11 protein-coding genes are annotated in these 15077 nt (G+C 65.4%); 5 read left to right on the top strand and 6 right to left on the bottom strand.

Annotation, left to right across the window (positions count from 1 at the left end; all coding sequences use genetic code 11):
- Positions 1–142: 142 nt before the first annotated feature.
- Positions 143–1618, top strand: a complete 1476-nt coding sequence (gene rpsA / locus AB4Y79_RS07850; RefSeq protein WP_255175508.1) for a 30S ribosomal protein S1 — start codon at positions 143–145, stop codon at positions 1616–1618.
- Between the two features lie 119 nt (positions 1619–1737).
- On the opposite strand, the gene AB4Y79_RS07845 is transcribed toward rpsA, so the two are convergent.
- A complete protein-coding gene (locus tag AB4Y79_RS07845) occupies positions 1738–2238 on the bottom strand; it encodes a GNAT family N-acetyltransferase (RefSeq protein ID WP_441860277.1) in 501 nt (166 codons plus the stop codon).
- Positions 2222–2911: an IMPACT family protein gene (locus tag AB4Y79_RS07840; protein WP_441860275.1), complete on the bottom strand. Its 690-nt coding sequence runs from the start codon at positions 2909–2911 to the stop codon at positions 2222–2224. Before AB4Y79_RS07840 ends, AB4Y79_RS07845 begins: the two co-directional genes overlap by 17 nt.
- Before the next feature lie 106 nt (positions 2912–3017).
- Between AB4Y79_RS07840 and coaE the strand changes: the two genes are divergently transcribed.
- The gene (coaE, locus tag AB4Y79_RS07835; protein ID WP_441860274.1) at positions 3018–4241 is read left to right on the top strand and encodes a dephospho-CoA kinase; all 1224 of its coding nucleotides are present in this window, start codon (positions 3018–3020) and stop codon (positions 4239–4241) included.
- 81 nt (positions 4242–4322) lie between these two features.
- Positions 4323–6422 carry an excinuclease ABC subunit UvrB gene (uvrB, locus tag AB4Y79_RS07830; protein WP_441860272.1) on the top strand — a complete coding sequence of 700 codons (2100 nt, stop codon included), beginning with the start codon at positions 4323–4325 and terminating at the stop codon, positions 6420–6422.
- 109 nt (positions 6423–6531) lie between these two features.
- Here uvrB and AB4Y79_RS07825 read toward each other — a convergent pair whose 3' ends face one another.
- The gene (locus AB4Y79_RS07825; RefSeq protein WP_441860271.1) at positions 6532–7851 is read right to left on the bottom strand and encodes an ABC transporter substrate-binding protein; all 1320 of its coding nucleotides are present in this window, start codon (positions 7849–7851) and stop codon (positions 6532–6534) included.
- A gap of 292 nt (positions 7852–8143) precedes the next feature.
- On the opposite strand from AB4Y79_RS07825, the gene AB4Y79_RS07820 reads away from it, so the two are divergent.
- On the top strand, positions 8144–9172 hold the full coding sequence (locus tag AB4Y79_RS07820; protein WP_441860270.1) for a TerC family protein: 1029 nt from the start codon (positions 8144–8146) through the stop codon (positions 9170–9172).
- Between the two features lie 99 nt (positions 9173–9271).
- Entirely contained in the window at positions 9272–10615 is a 1344-nt protein-coding gene (locus tag AB4Y79_RS07815; protein ID WP_441860268.1) for an MFS transporter, read from the top strand.
- Here AB4Y79_RS07815 and AB4Y79_RS07810 read toward each other — a convergent pair.
- The 3 genes from AB4Y79_RS07810 to AB4Y79_RS07800 form a co-directional block, all read right to left on the bottom strand.
- Positions 10601–11884: an alpha/beta fold hydrolase gene (locus AB4Y79_RS07810; RefSeq protein ID WP_441860453.1), complete on the bottom strand. Its 1284-nt coding sequence runs from the start codon at positions 11882–11884 to the stop codon at positions 10601–10603. The two genes, AB4Y79_RS07815 and AB4Y79_RS07810, sit on opposite strands and share 15 nt — an antisense overlap.
- A gap of 64 nt (positions 11885–11948) precedes the next feature.
- Entirely contained in the window at positions 11949–12464 is a 516-nt protein-coding gene (locus AB4Y79_RS07805) for a GNAT family N-acetyltransferase (RefSeq protein ID WP_441860266.1), read from the bottom strand.
- A gap of 26 nt (positions 12465–12490) precedes the next feature.
- Positions 12491–15034 carry a DEAD/DEAH box helicase gene (locus tag AB4Y79_RS07800; RefSeq protein ID WP_441860265.1) on the bottom strand — a complete coding sequence of 848 codons (2544 nt, stop codon included), beginning with the start codon at positions 15032–15034 and terminating at the stop codon, positions 12491–12493.
- Positions 15035–15077: the final 43 nt, after the last annotated feature.

Raw genomic sequence — 15077 nt, 5'->3', positions numbered from 1 at the left:
TCAGGCTGCATTGAAAGTAATCCACAAAATCAGGATGACCCGGAGGATCCGTCGGATTCACCGTGAATCGCGCCTGCGTTCCATAACGCGGGCGCGCCGGTTTGCCTGACCGACTAACTATCCACAACGGAGCCCCTACTACATGACCATCACCTCCACCGAGAAGCCCGGTACCCCCGTAGTCGCCATTAACGACATCGGTACCGCTGAGGACTTCCTCGCAGCTGTCGACGCCACCATCAAGTACTTCAACGACGGAGACCTCGTCGAAGGTACCGTCGTCAAGGTCGACCGCGATGAAGTCCTGCTCGACATCGGTTACAAGACCGAAGGTGTCATCCCCTCCCGCGAGCTGTCCATCAAGCACGACGTTGATCCCGGAGACGTAGTCTCCGTTGGCGATCAGGTCGAAGCCCTGGTGCTCACCAAGGAAGACAAAGAAGGCCGCCTGATCCTCTCCAAGAAGCGCGCTCAGTACGAGCGTGCCTGGGGCGACATCGAGAAGGTCAAGGAAGAAGACGGTGTTGTCACCGGTACCGTCATCGAGGTTGTCAAGGGTGGTCTTATCCTCGACATCGGCCTGCGCGGCTTCCTGCCCGCATCCCTGGTCGAGATGCGCCGCGTGCGCGACCTGGCTCCGTACATCGGTCAGCAGATCGAAGCCAAGATCATCGAGCTGGACAAGAACCGCAACAACGTTGTGCTGTCCCGCCGTGCATGGCTCGAGCAGACCCAGTCCGAGGTCCGCTCCACCTTCCTCAACAAGCTGGAAAAGGGCCAGGTCCGTCCCGGCGTCGTTTCCTCCATCGTCAACTTCGGTGCCTTCGTGGACCTGGGCGGCGTAGACGGCCTGGTTCACGTTTCCGAGCTGTCCTGGAAGCACATCGACCACCCCTCCGAGGTTGTCGAAGTTGGCCAGGAAGTCACCGTCGAGGTTCTCGAGGTGGACCTGGACCGCGAACGCGTTTCCCTGTCGCTCAAGGCTACGCAGGAAGATCCGTGGCAGACCTTTGCCCGCACCCATGCCCTGGGCCAGGTTGTCCCGGGTAAGGTCACCAAGCTGGTTCCGTTCGGTGCGTTCGTTCGCGTCGAAGACGGCATCGAAGGCCTGGTCCACATCTCCGAGCTCGCCGTGCGCCACGTTGAGCTGGCCGAGCAGGTTGTCTCCGTTGGCGACGAACTGTTCGTCAAGGTCATCGACATCGACCTCGAGCGCCGCCGCATCTCGCTGTCCCTCAAGCAGGCCAACGAGGGCGTCGACGCCGACAGCACCGAATTCGATCCCGCCCTGTACGGCATGGCCGCAGAGTACGACGAAGAGGGCAACTACAAGTACCCCGAGGGCTTCGACCCCGAGTCCAACGAATGGCTCGAGGGCTACGAGAACCAGCGCGCAGCCTGGGAGCAGCAGTACGCTGACGCCCAGACCCGTTGGGAAGCACACAAGAAGCAGGTTGCCCAGCACGCTGCCGACGACGCTGCAGCTGCAACGTCCGGTGACAGCGATTCCGGCGCAACCAGCTACTCCTCCGAGCCTGCTGCCACCGATTCCGGTGCTGGCACCCTGGCTTCGGACGAGGCACTTGCTGCCCTGCGTGAGAAGCTGACCGGCAACTAATTGCCGCCGGTGCCGGGTTCATCCCGGCACCACGGAAAACAGGCCCCCTGCCTCTGGCAGGGGGCCTGTTTTCTTTAACGCTGCCTAACGCTGCCGCGGCGACATTGCCGCCGCAGCCTTCAAAGGTCGACGACGGCGTGGACCGTTCCGTCGTCGTCGGGCGTCAGGACGGCGCCTGCTGCCTCCAGGAGGCGCTGGGCGCTGAGGTTCCCGGCCAGGGTGCGGGCGGTGACGCGCTGGACGCCCGCCAGGCGGGCTTCTGCGAGGACGAGCGCGAGGGCGGCTCGGGCGATCCCGCGGGAGCGAAAGCTCCGGCCCAACCAGATGCCGGTTTCGGCGGAAAGCGTATCCGGGCGGGGTTCCCGCTTGAGCCGGACGGAACCTGCCACGTCACCGCCGCTGAACACCGCCCAGGACTTCTCTGCCGCGGGTCCATCAAGCCCGGTGGCAGCGGCGTGGTGGTAGCTGAAAAACCAGGCGGTGCGCTCAAGGTTCCAGCCGGGGCCGCCGAGCGGGGGAGCCACTTCATCGGGGGAGGCATCGCGTTTGGCCAGTTCCAGCAGCTGTTCCGCGACCGCTGCGTCCACATCCACGATGGTCACCTCAGGTGGTGCGTTCATCAATCCACTCCGTTCCTTCGGGAGCCAGCGCCGCGGACCCCGAGGTCAGCTGCTGGATCCGTTCTGTTGCGGCCGCAATGGCTTCGGCATGGTCAGGTACGGCAACGCGCAGTACTGTGAGGCGGTCCTGGTAGGTCGTTTCCGCCATCACCAGGCCGACGGCGCGCAGGTCGTTCTCGAGCCGCCCGGCTACGGCGTGCGGCACCGCCGCGGAACAGATCCGCAGCCTGCTGCGGCGGATCAGGGGTGCCAGCTCCAGGGACGCGGAGACCGATTCCGAATAGGCGCGGACCAATCCGCCCGCGCCCAGCAGCACACCGCCGAAATAGCGCACGACGACGGCACTGATGTCGCTGACGTCCGTCACACCGGGCGCCGTTTCCCTCTTCAGCAGGGCTTCGAGCATGGGGATCCCGGCGGTGCCGGCGGGCTCTCCGTCGTCGCTGGAGCGCTGTATGGTGCGGTCCGGGCCGATGACGAACGCGGAGCAATGATGGCGGGCATCATGGAACTCGCGCCGGAGTCCGGCGACGAGGTTCCGGGCCTCGTCCTCCGTGCCGGCCCTGCCGAGGACGGTGATGAACCTGGACCGCTTGATCTCCAGCTCGTGCCGGAAATCCCTGCCGGCCTGCAACGTGGTGTAAGTGGTGGTTTTGCTGTCTTGCGCTTGCACCCGCCCCAGTCTAGCGGCGGCGTGGAGTTGCGCCGCGGGGGCGGCCGAGGGGCTGATGGTGATTCAAACGGAGCGTTGCCCGGCCACGGTTCAGTAGGGTGGGAGGGTGCTGAAAATCGGGTTGACGGGCGGGATCGCTTCAGGGAAATCGGTGGTGGCGGCGCGGCTGAAGGAGCGCGGCGCCGTCCTGGTGGATGCGGATGCGCTGGCAAGGGAGGTGGTTGAGCCCGGGACCGAGGGACTGGCACAGGTTGCTGCGGAGTTTGGTGCGGACATGCTCGACGACGGCGGGCGGCTTGACCGCGCGCGCCTCGGCGAGGCAGTGTTCGGCCATCCGGAGCGCCTTGCAGCATTGAACGCCATCGTCCACCCTTTGGTGCGGGCCCGTGCGGCGGCCATCACGGCGGCGGCCCCGAAGGACGCCGTCGTCGTGCAGGACATTCCCCTGTTGGTCGAGACCGGGCAGGGGAGCAGCTTCCACCTGGTGCTGGTGGTGGACGCCCCCGACGACGTCCGGCTGCAGCGCATGCTGGAGCTGCGGGGGATGACTGCCGAGGCGGCGCGTTCGCGCATGGCAGCCCAGGCCACGCGCGCGGAACGCCTGGCGGCTGCCGACGTCGTCCTGGACAACTCCGGCACCATGCAGCACGTGCTGGACCAGGTGGACAGGCTGTGGGATCACCGGCTGCAGCCCTATGCCCGCAACCTTGCTGCCGGAACCCGGGCGCCGCGCACGCGCGGGCCGGTCCTGGAACCGCATCGCGAGGACTGGGCCCGGCAGGCGGCCATGATCGCGGCCCGGTTGGCGGTGGCTGCGCCGGATGCCATCCTGGCGGTGGACCACATCGGTTCCACGTCCGTCCCTGGTCTCGCTGCCAAGGACGTCATCGACTTGCAGGTGGCAGTGCCTGACCTGGAAGCGGCGGCCACGATCGCACCGCTCCTGGCTGCTGCTGGCTTCCCGGCGGTCCGGGGGATTGAATCCGATATGCCGAAGCCCGATGCGCCCGATCCCTCGGCATGGCTCAAGCGTTTCCATGCCAACGCAGATCCGTGCCGGGCTGTGAATGTGCATGTCCGGCCGGCCGGCTCGGCCGGCTCGGCCGGCTGGCGTTATGCGCTGATGTTCCGGGACTGGCTGCGGGACGATCCCTCCGCGCTCAAGCTTTACGAGGAGCACAAGGCGGACCTCGCCCGGCGTTTCGCCGTCTCCGCCGGAACCGGCGCCTACGCGGCGGCGAAGGAACCGTGGTTCACCGACGTCGCCTGGCCGCTGATGTCCGCCTGGGCGCAGGCAACCGGGTGGGCGCCGCCGTCGTACGCTTCCTGAAATTGCCCGCGCACCCCGGTGGTTGTTCGCCCGTAACGGATTGGACCCTTCGCTGTCGGTGCCCGGCTGTAAATTAGATCCATGAGCCTTGCGCAGGAGATCAACCGTGTTGTAGCGCCCTTCGAAGTCATCAGCGAATTCAAGCCCGCGGGTGACCAGCCGGCCGCCATCGCGGAGCTGACCGAACGCATCAGGAACGGCGAAAAGGACGTGGTGCTCCTGGGCGCCACCGGTACCGGCAAGAGCGCCACCACCGCTTGGCTCATCGAGCAGGTCCAGCGGCCAACCCTGGTGATGGTCCAGAACAAGACCCTTGCCGCCCAGCTCGCCAACGAGTTCCGCGAACTGCTGCCCAACAACGCCGTGGAATATTTCGTCTCCTATTACGACTACTACCAGCCCGAAGCCTATGTGGCGCAGACGGACACCTTCATCGAGAAGGATTCCTCCATCAACGAGGAAGTTGAACGGCTCCGCCACTCCGCCACCAACGCCCTGCTGACCCGCCGCGACGTGATCGTCGTGGCCACCGTGTCGTGCATCTACGGCCTGGGAACCCCGGAGGAATATATCTCCGGCATGGTCACCCTGCGCAAGGGCGCCGAGATGAACCGCGACGACCTCCTGCGCAAGTTCGTCTCCATGCAGTACGCCCGCAACGACGTCGACTTCCACCGCGGCACCTTCCGTGTGCGCGGCGACACCGTGGAAATCATTCCGATGTACGAGGAACTGGCCATTCGGATCGAGTTCTTCGGCGACGAAATCGAGAACATCCACACCCTGCACCCGCTCACCGGTGAAGTCCTCCGCGACGAGGAAGAGATGTACGTCTTCCCGGCTTCCCACTACGTGGCCGGACCCGAGCGGATGGCGCGGGCCATCAAGCGGATCGAGGATGAACTGGCGGACCGGCTGAAGGTACTGGAAAGCCAGAACAAGCTCGTCGAAGCCCAGCGGCTGCGGATGCGCACCACGTACGACCTCGAAATGATGCAGCAGATGGGTTTTTGCAACGGCATCGAGAACTACTCCGCGCACATTGACGGGCGCGGGCCCGGCACCGCCCCGCACTGCCTCCTGGACTACTTCCCGGACGACTTCCTGCTGGTGGTGGACGAGTCCCACGTGACCATTCCGCAGATCGGCGCCATGTATGAGGGCGATATGTCCCGCAAGCGGAACCTGGTGGACTTTGGTTTCCGCCTGCCGTCCGCCATGGACAACCGGCCGCTGAAATGGGACGAGTTCCTCCAGCGGGTGGGCCAGACCGTCTACCTTTCGGCCACCCCCGGCAAGTACGAGCTCGGCAAGGCGGACGGATTCGTACAGCAGATCATCCGTCCCACCGGCCTGGTGGATCCGGAGGTGGTGGTCAAGCCCACCAAGGGCCAGATCGATGACCTCCTCGGCGAGATCAAGACCCGGGTGGAGAAGGACGAACGCGTCCTGGTGACCACCCTGACCAAACGCATGGCGGAGGACCTCACGGACTACTTGCTGGGCCACGGCGTGAAGGTGGAGTACCTGCACTCAGACGTCGATACCCTGCGCCGCGTGGAACTCCTGCGCGAGCTGCGGATGGGGTCCTTCGACGTCCTGGTGGGCATCAACCTCCTCCGTGAGGGACTCGACCTTCCCGAGGTGTCGCTGGTCAGCATCCTGGATGCGGATAAGGAAGGCTTCCTGCGTTCGTCCACGTCGCTGATCCAGACCATCGGACGTGCGGCCCGTAACGTCTCAGGCCAGGTGCACATGTATGCGGACCGGATCACCGACTCCATGGCCCTCGCCATCGACGAAACCAACCGCCGCCGCGCCATCCAGGTGGCCTACAACACCGAACATGGCGTCGATCCCCAGCCGCTGCGGAAGAAGATCGCGGACATCACCGACCAGCTGGCCAAGGAAGACGCCGATACCCAGGAACTGCTGAAGAACAACCGCCTGGCCAAGGGCGCCAAGCGCACGAAGTCCGGCGCCAAGGGTGCGGCGCAGGTCCGTGCGGATGGTTTGGCCGCAGCGCCGGCAGAGGACCTGGTGGGCCTGATCGAGCAGCTCACCGAACAAATGCACGGGGCCGCCGCCGAACTGCAGTTCGAAGTGGCAGCGCGGATCCGTGACGAGGTCAGCGAACTGAAGAAGGAGCTCCGCCAGATGCAGGCCGCGGGCCACGCGTAGGGGCGTACACCCTGCAGGGCTGCCCGGAGATCCGTTTGGGTGTCCCACAAAACGGCGGGCATCTCCTTTGGGGAGGTGCCCGCCATTCTTGCCATGAGGTATTGTCGCGCTACTTCCTGGCGGAGTCGATCATGGACTGCGCCTCCTGCATCAGGCCCTTGGCTGCGTCGGAGGGTGACTTGCGGTCGAAGAGGACGTCCGTGCAGTACCGCTGGATCAAGGCCTGCACCCCTGATGAACCGGTCGGGGGCACCGGCGGGCCGCTCTTAAGGTCCGGCTTGATGTCCTTCAGGAACGCCGCCGCGGACTTGTCCGCGGGGGTCAGCAGCGGGTCGATTGCCGTCTGGACCTCTGAGTTCGTGGGGAAGCCACGCTCGGTCAGGATGGTCTTGGCCGAATCCAGGTTGTTGAGCATGTAATTGACAACCTCGGCAGCTTCCTTGGGATGCTTGCTGCGCGAGGACACCGACCAGAACATGGACGGCTTGTACGACATACCGTTGTCCTTCGCACTGCCTGTGGAACTGGGGGCTCGCAGGATCTTCACGTCGGTCTTCAGCGCGGACTGGAGTGCGTTGACCTGGTTGGTCCACCACCACGACATCGCGGTCTTGCCAGTGGCGAACAACGTCTGTTCCACCGGGGCGCTGACGTCCTCGGTGGCAATGTTGGCCGGCGGGGCGGCCCCGGCATTGCGCAGGTTCAGCAGGTTCTGGAAGAAGGACGTGGCGGTGGCTTCCTTGAAACCGAGTCCGCCGTCCGCCGAGTAGAGCGATTCGCCGTGCTGCATCGCCCACGTGTTCAGGTCGGAGTCCGTCAGCGAGTAGGAACTGCCGTAATTGGTCTGCCCGGCCTTGGCAGCCGCCTTCGCTATCTGGGCGGCGGTCTTGGTGTAATCGTCCCAGGTCCAGGTCTTGTCGTCAGGGATGGGAACACCGTAGTCCTGGAACATCTTGGTGTTGATCATCACGGCTTTGGCGTTCTGCCCAGTGCTCAGGCCAAACTGTTTGCCGCTGACCTGGCCCGAGTTGAGGGCGTCCTGGTCGATCTTGGAGGTGTCGATATTGCTTTGCTTCGACAGGTCCAGGAGTGCGCCCCGGCCACCGTACTCGGCTATGTAGGCCTGGTCCATCTGGATCACGTCGGGAGAATCGTTGGCCGCCGTGGTCGTGGCCAGTTTGTCCCAGTAGCTGCTCCAGACTCCGGGCTCGGCCTGGATCTTGATGTTGGGATGGGAGGCTTGGAACGCGTCTATGACCTGTTGTGTTTCCTTGTTGCGAAGGTCGTTGCCCCACCACGTGAAGCGGACCGTGACGTTCCCGCCGCTGTCGCCGGACGAGGAGGGAGAGCAGCCGGTGGCAAGCATGGCGAGGGTGGCCGCAGCGGCGAGCGACTTGACCACCGTGCTGGTGCGAAGCGAAGTCTTCATTGACCGTGACTTTCTGGAAGGTCTAACAGAGGGGGCGAGAAACCGCTTTCTCACTGAATGTGATTATGACAGCAGCGCTCGACGGCGGTCAATGGTTTCGGGAAACCGTTATCCAATGACAGGTGTGGGGTAGAGTTGTATGCACGTAGGGGAGTATCCCAAGCGCTACGATCGTCAACACGCAGGGCATGGTTGCCCCGCCGGGCGTAGCGGGCCGCCGCATCAGCACCAAGTGCACTGGCAGGCCGGAGAGACTTACACCATTTTGTGTACCCCGCGAAAGGCTGTCCCTGTGCCCGACTTGCCCGTATGGTTCGAGGTTGGCTCCTTTGTCATCCTCGGCCTGATCCTCCTGACCGACCTTCTCTTAGTGGTCCGCCGGCCGCATGAACCCTCCATGAAGGAAGCCGGCCTCTGGGTTGCCTTCTATGTCGCCCTGGCCATGGCCTTCGCGGGCGCCATGTTCGCCTTTACCGGTCCCGAATTCGGCAGCCAGTTCGTCGCCGGCTGGGTCACGGAATACAGCCTCAGCATCGACAACCTGTTCGTCTTCATCATCATCATGGCCAGGTTCTCCGTGCCGCGGAAATACCAGCAGGAAGTATTGATGGTGGGCATCATTATCGCGCTCATCCTGCGTGGCATCTTCATCCTGCTCGGCGCCATCGTCATTGAACAGTTCAGCTGGGTGTTCTACGTCTTCGGCGCGTTCCTGCTGTGGACAGCCTGGAAGCAGGCACAGGACGAGGGCGAAGAGGAAGAGGACCGCGAGAACCCCCTTATTGCCAGGATCCGCAAAGTCATCCCCATGTCGGAGAAATTCGACGGCGGCAAGCTGCGGACCAGCGTGAACGGCAAGAAAGTCTTCACCCCCATGGTGATCGTCTTCATCACCATCGGCCTCACGGACCTCCTGTTCGCCGTGGACTCCATCCCGGCAATCTTCGGCCTCACCCAAAGCCCCTTCATCGTCTTCACCGCCAACCTGTTCGCCCTGATGGGGTTGCGGCAGCTGTACTTCCTCCTGGGCGGGCTGATGAACCGGCTGATCTACCTCAAGCACGCCCTGTCCTTCATCCTGGCGTTCATTGGCGTCAAGCTCGTCCTGCACGCCATGCATGTCAACGAACTCCCCTTCATCAACGGTGGACGCCACATCGAATGGGCACCTGAAATTCCCACGTTCGTGTCCCTTGCGGTCATCGTGGGAACCATCATCGTTGCCGTGGTGGCCAGCCTGCTCAGCTCCAAGGCCAAGGCTGCCGCGATCGATCCGCGACTTGAGGAAGACGCCCGGAAGAGCCACAGCGACATCGACTAGGCGCCCATACGCTTCTGTTCAACTGGTCATCCCGGCCTTGCCGGGATGACCCGTTTAAGCCCCCTGCAGCACGCGCCGTCACAGGACTATGCTCGGATCATGGCCCGCACAGCTGCGGAACAGCGCGTACGCCAGGTGCAGCGGCGCACCGTTGTGCTCCTGGGCACAGCCCAGGTTTTCGGCGGCATCGGCACGGGCGCCACCGTGTCGATCGGCTCCATCCTGGCCGTGGAACTGTCCGGCTCCAGCGCATGGGCGGGTGCCGTGGCAACCGTCATGACACTGGGGGCCGCTGCTGCCGCACTTCCGCTGGCATCACTGGCAGACCACCGTGGGCGCAGGGCCGGCCAGGTGGCTGGCCTCTTGGCAGCCTTGGCAGGTGCGCTGCTCATGGTGCTGGCCGTCGTGTCCGGGCTCTTTATCCTGCTCGTCCTCGGCGCCGCAGGCATCGGCGTCGGTACTGCGGCCACCCTGCAGGCGCGGTTTGCTGCCGTGGACCTTGCGGCCTCCGAACACCGCGGGAGGGCACTCTCGGCGGTGGTCTGGGCGGTCACCGTTGGCGCCGTAGCCGGGCCCAACCTCATCCAGCCCGGTACGCTGGTGGGGGCGGCGCTGGGTCTGCCGCCCGTGGCAGGCCCGTTCGTCATTGCCGCGGCCGGACTGTTAATTGCCACCGTGCTCCTGTTCGCCGGGCTTCGCCCCGACCCGCTGCTGCTGGCACGCCGGCTCGCGGCCGCCGGGAGCAGCACCGCCCAGGACCTTGATCAGGCAGCTCCCGCCGGCGCAGCAGCACCTCACGCCGGCGGCTCACTGGTCCGCGGGCGCCATGCCATCAGTGACTCCCGGACAGCGGTCCTGGCGGTGACCGCCGTCGTCTGCGCCCACGCGGTGATGGTGGGCGTGATGTCCATGACGCCGCTGCACCTGCAGCACCTGGTGGAAGGCCCGGCGTTCCACCCCGGGCACGCCGCGGAGGGGGACGTGCTGGTGATTATCGGCTTCACCATCTCGCTGCATATCGCCGGGATGTTTGCGCTCTCGCCGGTCATGGGCTGGTTGACGGACAAGGCCGGCCGGATCGAGACCATCATGATTGGCTTCGTGGTGTTGATCGCAGCGGTGGTGGTTGCCGGTTTTGGACAGTCTTCGACTCCCGCCGTGGCGGCAGGCCTTATCCTGTTGGGCGTTGGCTGGTCGGCGGCCACGATCTCCGGGTCCACCCTGCTGGCCGAAACCGTGGGACGGGATGCCCGGGTGGCAGTGCAGGGTGTCTCTGACATGCTGATGGGTGCTGCCGGAGCGGCTGGAGGTGCGGTGTCGGGGCTGGTCCTGGGTGTCGCCGGCTACCTCGGCCTGAACCTGATCGGAGCTGTCCTCGGCGCGGCCGTGCTGGCGGCAGCCATCCTTACCCGCACCTCACGCCGCCAGTCAGCGGCCGCCTGAACGCGCCATCCCAAGCAGGCGGGCAAAAATCCGCTCACCATCGTCGGCGATTCCGTCATGATGGAAGTCGGGGGTTTCCCACGCCTGCAACCCGCGGACCGCTGCCGCCGTCCGGAGGGAGAGGTCCCGGTCAACATAGATGTCGTGGGTGTACACGGCCGCTGCCACGGGTACGGTATTGGCCGCCAGCACCCGGGGGTCGTACAACGGCTTCCAGTCCTGCTTGGCGGCCAGCAGTTCGGCCACGTCCCGCAGCGGCTGGAGGGCGGGATCCTGCTCGAAGTACCACGGATAGATCATCTCGCCGGTCAGGAGCAGCGGCTCGGCATCCGGCCTGAACCAGGGGTTTTCGCCGAGCATCCGCCACGCGGACCAGTTGGTGGCCTTCCCTTGGCCGTAGATGGATTCGTGCATCAGCGCGTACAGCGGGTTGGAGCCGCGGGAGACTACGGCCTGGACCTGTTCCAGGAAGGCATCGGACAGGCGGGGTCCACCGGGCGTGTCCACGAAGGCGTCTTCCAGCAGGTAGTGGAGGCTGTCCACGCGCGTGTTGCCGCCCAGGAATGCCCCTGCCATCTGGAACCGCTCCACGGTGAGGGGCGCGCCGTCGGGCATGATCTCGGGGGTGGACCGCAGATGCCGGGCAATCCGCTCCACCCTCTCCCGGTCCTCGGGGTACCAGCCGAAGTATTCCTCGTTCCGGGCAGCGACGCGCTGGAACGTGGCTCGGTAGACGACGTCGGCGCTGCCGGTGAGCGGTGCCAGGCCCCCGGTGATGAGTGCTTCACGGAGTCCTTCGGGCGCGAAGGAAAGGTAGGTCAGGGCGCAAAAGCCGCCGTAGCTTTGGCCGTAGATGGTCCAGGGCGGTGACTCGAGGGCGGCCCGGATCAGTTCCGCGTCCGCCACGATCGAATCGGCCCGGAAATGCTCCAGGTAAGCGGCCTGTTCCGCCGCGTCGCCACGTGCCGGCAATGTATGCCGGTCGATGGGGGTGGACAGCCCCGTGCCCCGCTGGTCCAGCATCAGGATGCGGAAGTCCGTCGCCGCCGCCTTCCCCCAGCCGCCCAAAGAAGCCCACCTGTTGCCGCGTCCGCCGGGGCCGCCCTGGAGGAAGAGGAGCCAGGGCAGTGCGGCCGCTGCCTCCTCGCTGTGCGCGGCGGACACGTACTCACGCGCGAAAACGGTGATGGTCTCAGCCGCCGGGGCTGAAGGCTCAACTGGGGCGAAATGGTCCAGGGGGACGGTGAACCAGTGTTCCACCGTCCGCATGCCCCGGAAGGCGTGCCTGGCACCAAGGTGATGCCTGGCGGCCAGTGCCGCGCCGCTGTGCCGATCAGCCACGGACGGCTGCGGGGACGGAGGTGCTGGCCTGCACCCGGCCGAACCGGTCCAATGCCTGGCCGCTGAGCCGGAAGGTTGACCATCCGTCCATGGGGGCGGCGCCGACGCGGCGGTAGAAGTTGATGGACGGCTCGTTCCAGTCCAGCACGCTCCATTCCACGCGCGCGTAGCCGTTCTCGACGGCGATCCCGGCCAGGTGCTGCAGCAGGGCCTTGCCGTGTCCTTCGCCCCGTGCCCCGGGACTGACGTAGAGGTCCTCCAGGTAGATCCCGTGCACGCCCTCCCAGGTGGAGTAGTTCAGGAACCATAACGCGAAGCCCTGCACATCGCCGGCGGCGTTCTCAGCCATGGCCGCGAACACGCTGGGGTTGCCGCCGAACAAGGCCCGCTCCAGCAGTTCGGGAGTGTTCCGGACGGCGTCGGGTTCCTTCTCGTAATCGGCCAATTCGTGGATCATCCGGAGAATGGCGGGAACATCGTGCGGTGTGGCGGGGCGGATAACACTCATTGTTCGAGCTTACCGCCGGTCCTGCGTCAGAGCCGGTTCACGTCCGTCACCCTGACCACGGCGGTCCCGGTGTCATCCGATTCGGCCAGGTCCACCTCTGCCGAGATCCCCCAATCGTGATTGCCTGCCGGGTCGTCGAAGATCTGGCGGACCTTCCACGTGCCGCGCTCCTCGGTGATGATGAGCAGGCCCGGCCCGCGTGCATCCGGGCCAGTCCCGATGTCGTCGTGTTCGTCGAAGTAGTCGTCCAGCGCGTCTTCCCAGCGTTCGGCACCCCACCCGGATCCGGCGTCGAGCTCGCCCAGCGCGGCGGCGTCCTCGTCGGCGAACAGCTCCACGCGGCGGAACATCTCGTTGCGCACCATCACCCGGAAGGCACGGATGTTCGAGGTCAACGACGGCGGGGGAGGCGGTGGCGCATCGTGCGGCGTGGGTGCCGCACCGGAGGCCAGTTCCTCCCACTCGTCCAGGAGGCTGGAGTCCACCTGCCGCACCAGCTCGCCCAGCCAGGCGGTCAGGTCCTCAAGGTCTTCCCGCAGCATGTCCTGCGGTACGGTCTGGCGCAGGGCCTTGAAGGCGTCGGCCAGGTAGCGCAGCACGATCCCCTCGGAACGGGCCAGCCCGTAGAACTGGACGAATTCGCCGAAGTTCATGGCGCGCTCATACATGTCGCGTACTACCGACTTCGGCGCGAGCTCGAAGTCGCCCACCCACGGTGCGGCCTTCCGGTACACCTCGAAGGCCTCGCCCAGGATTTCCGCAAGCGGCTGCGGGTACGTGACCTCCTCCAGCATGGCCATCCGCTGGTCGTAGTCGATGCCGTCCGCCTTCATGGCGGCCACCGCCTCACCGCGTGCCTTCTTCTGCTGCGCGGAGAGGATCTGGCGCGGTTTTTCCAGGGTCGCCTCAATCACGGACACCGCGTCCAGGGCGTACGACGGCGACTCCGGGTCGAGGAGGTCCAGCGCGGCAAGTGCGAAGGGAGAGAGCGGCTGGTTCAGGGCGAAGTTCGGCTGCAGGTGGACGGTCAGCCGCACGGTGCGGCCGTCCGGTCCCTGCTCTTCCGGAGGGATGCGTTCCACGACCTCGGCGGCGAGGAGCTCCCGGTAGATGCCCAGTGCCTTCTTCATCAGCCGCAGCTGGGAAGACCGTGGCTCGTGGTTTTCGGTCAGCAGCCGCCTGGCCGCGGCGAACGGGTCCCCGGGCCGCTCCATCAGGTTCATCAGCATGGCGTGCGTGACCGTGAAACTGGACGTCAGCGGGTCCGGCACCGATTCCACCAGCCGCTTGAACGTCGGCTCGCCCCACGAGACGAAGCCTTCGGGCGGCTTCTTCTTCACCACCTGGCGCAGTTTCTTCTGGTCATCGCCGAACTTGGCCGTGGCCTTGGCCATCGCCTTGACGTTCTCGATGACGTGCTCTGGTGCCTGCACCACCACCGTCCCGGCGGTGTCGTACCCCGCCCGTCCGGCACGGCCGGCAATCTGGTGGAACTCACGTGAGTTGAGCAGCCGGGTGCGGACGCCGTCGTACTTGCTCAAGGCAGTGAGAAGCACCGTCCGGATCGGGACGTTGATGCCTACGCCCAGCGTGTCCGTGCCGCAGATGACCTTCAGCAGCCCCGCCTGCGCCAATTGCTCCACCAACCGGCGGTACTTGGGCAGCATGCCGGCATGGTGCACGCCTATCCCGTGGCGCACCAGCCTGTTCAGCGTCTTCCCGAATCCGGCGGCGAACCGGAAGTTGGCAATCAGCTCGGCAATCTTGTCCTTTTCCTCCCGGGTGCACACGTTGATGCTCATCAGGTTCTGGGCGCGGTCGATCGCTTCGAGCTGGCTGAAGTGCACCACATAGACGGGCACCTGCCTGGTGTTCAGCAACTCTTCCAGCGTCTCGTGCACCGGACTCTGGTGGTAGTAGTAGTGCAACGGGATGGGCCGCTCCGCCGAACTCACAGTGGTGGTGGGCCGGCCCGTCAACTCCGTCAGGCCCTCTTCGAAGCGGGTCACGTCCCCCAGCGTGGCGGACATGAGCAGGAACTGTGCCTGCGGAAGCTCCAGCAGCGGCACCTGCCAGGCCCAGCCGCGCTGCGGGTCCGAGTAGAAGTGGAACTCGTCCATGATGACCGCGCCCAGTTCGGCCGCGGAGCCTTCACGCAGCGCGATGTTGGCGAGGATCTCGGCCGTGCAGCAAATGATGGGCGCGTCCTGGTTGACGCCCGAATCGCCGGTGATCATGCCCACGTTCTCCGCCCCGAAGATGTCGCAGAGCGCAAAGAATTTCTCTGAGACAAGAGCCTTGATGGGCGCCGTGTAATAACTGCGTCGGTTTTGGGCCATGGCCTGGAAGTGCGCCGCGATGGCCACCAGTGATTTTCCGGAGCCGGTGGGGGTGGCCAGGATGACGTTCGCCCCGGTGGCCAGCTCCATGATCGCCTCGTCCTGTGCCGGGTAGAGCGAGAGCCCCCGGGTTTCCGTCCACTCCACGAACCGGGTGTACAGGGCGTCGGGGTCGACGGCGGAGGCCGGGTTGGGGGCGGACAGATCGGACAGCTGGTCAACGAGTTTCATTGACTTCCACCTTAGTGCCACGTTGCGGGCGTGCTCCCTCCCG

It is taken from the genome of Pseudarthrobacter sp. YAF2 (genome assembly GCF_052113345.1).
GTDB lineage: Bacteria > Actinomycetota > Actinomycetes > Actinomycetales > Micrococcaceae > Arthrobacter.
The sequence above is the reverse complement of the archived record's forward strand: the minus strand, read 5'-3'. Positions and strand labels throughout refer to the sequence as shown.

Coding starts and splice junctions, on each gene's coding strand:
- rpsA (WP_255175508.1), top strand. CDS start 143: ATGACCATCACCTCCACCGAGAAGCCCGGTACCCCCGTAGTCGCCATT.
- AB4Y79_RS07845 (WP_441860277.1), bottom strand. CDS start 2,238: ATGAACGCACCACCTGAGGTGACCATCGTGGATGTGGACGCAGCGGTC.
- uvrB (WP_441860272.1), top strand. CDS start 4,323: ATGAGCCTTGCGCAGGAGATCAACCGTGTTGTAGCGCCCTTCGAAGTC.
- AB4Y79_RS07825 (WP_441860271.1), bottom strand. CDS start 7,851: ATGAAGACTTCGCTTCGCACCAGCACGGTGGTCAAGTCGCTCGCCGCT.
- AB4Y79_RS07815 (WP_441860268.1), top strand. CDS start 9,272: ATGGCCCGCACAGCTGCGGAACAGCGCGTACGCCAGGTGCAGCGGCGC.
- AB4Y79_RS07810 (WP_441860453.1), bottom strand. CDS start 11,884: ATGCGGACGGTGGAACACTGGTTCACCGTCCCCCTGGACCATTTCGCC.
- AB4Y79_RS07805 (WP_441860266.1), bottom strand. CDS start 12,464: ATGAGTGTTATCCGCCCCGCCACACCGCACGATGTTCCCGCCATTCTC.
- AB4Y79_RS07800 (WP_441860265.1), bottom strand. CDS start 15,034: ATGAAACTCGTTGACCAGCTGTCCGATCTGTCCGCCCCCAACCCGGCC.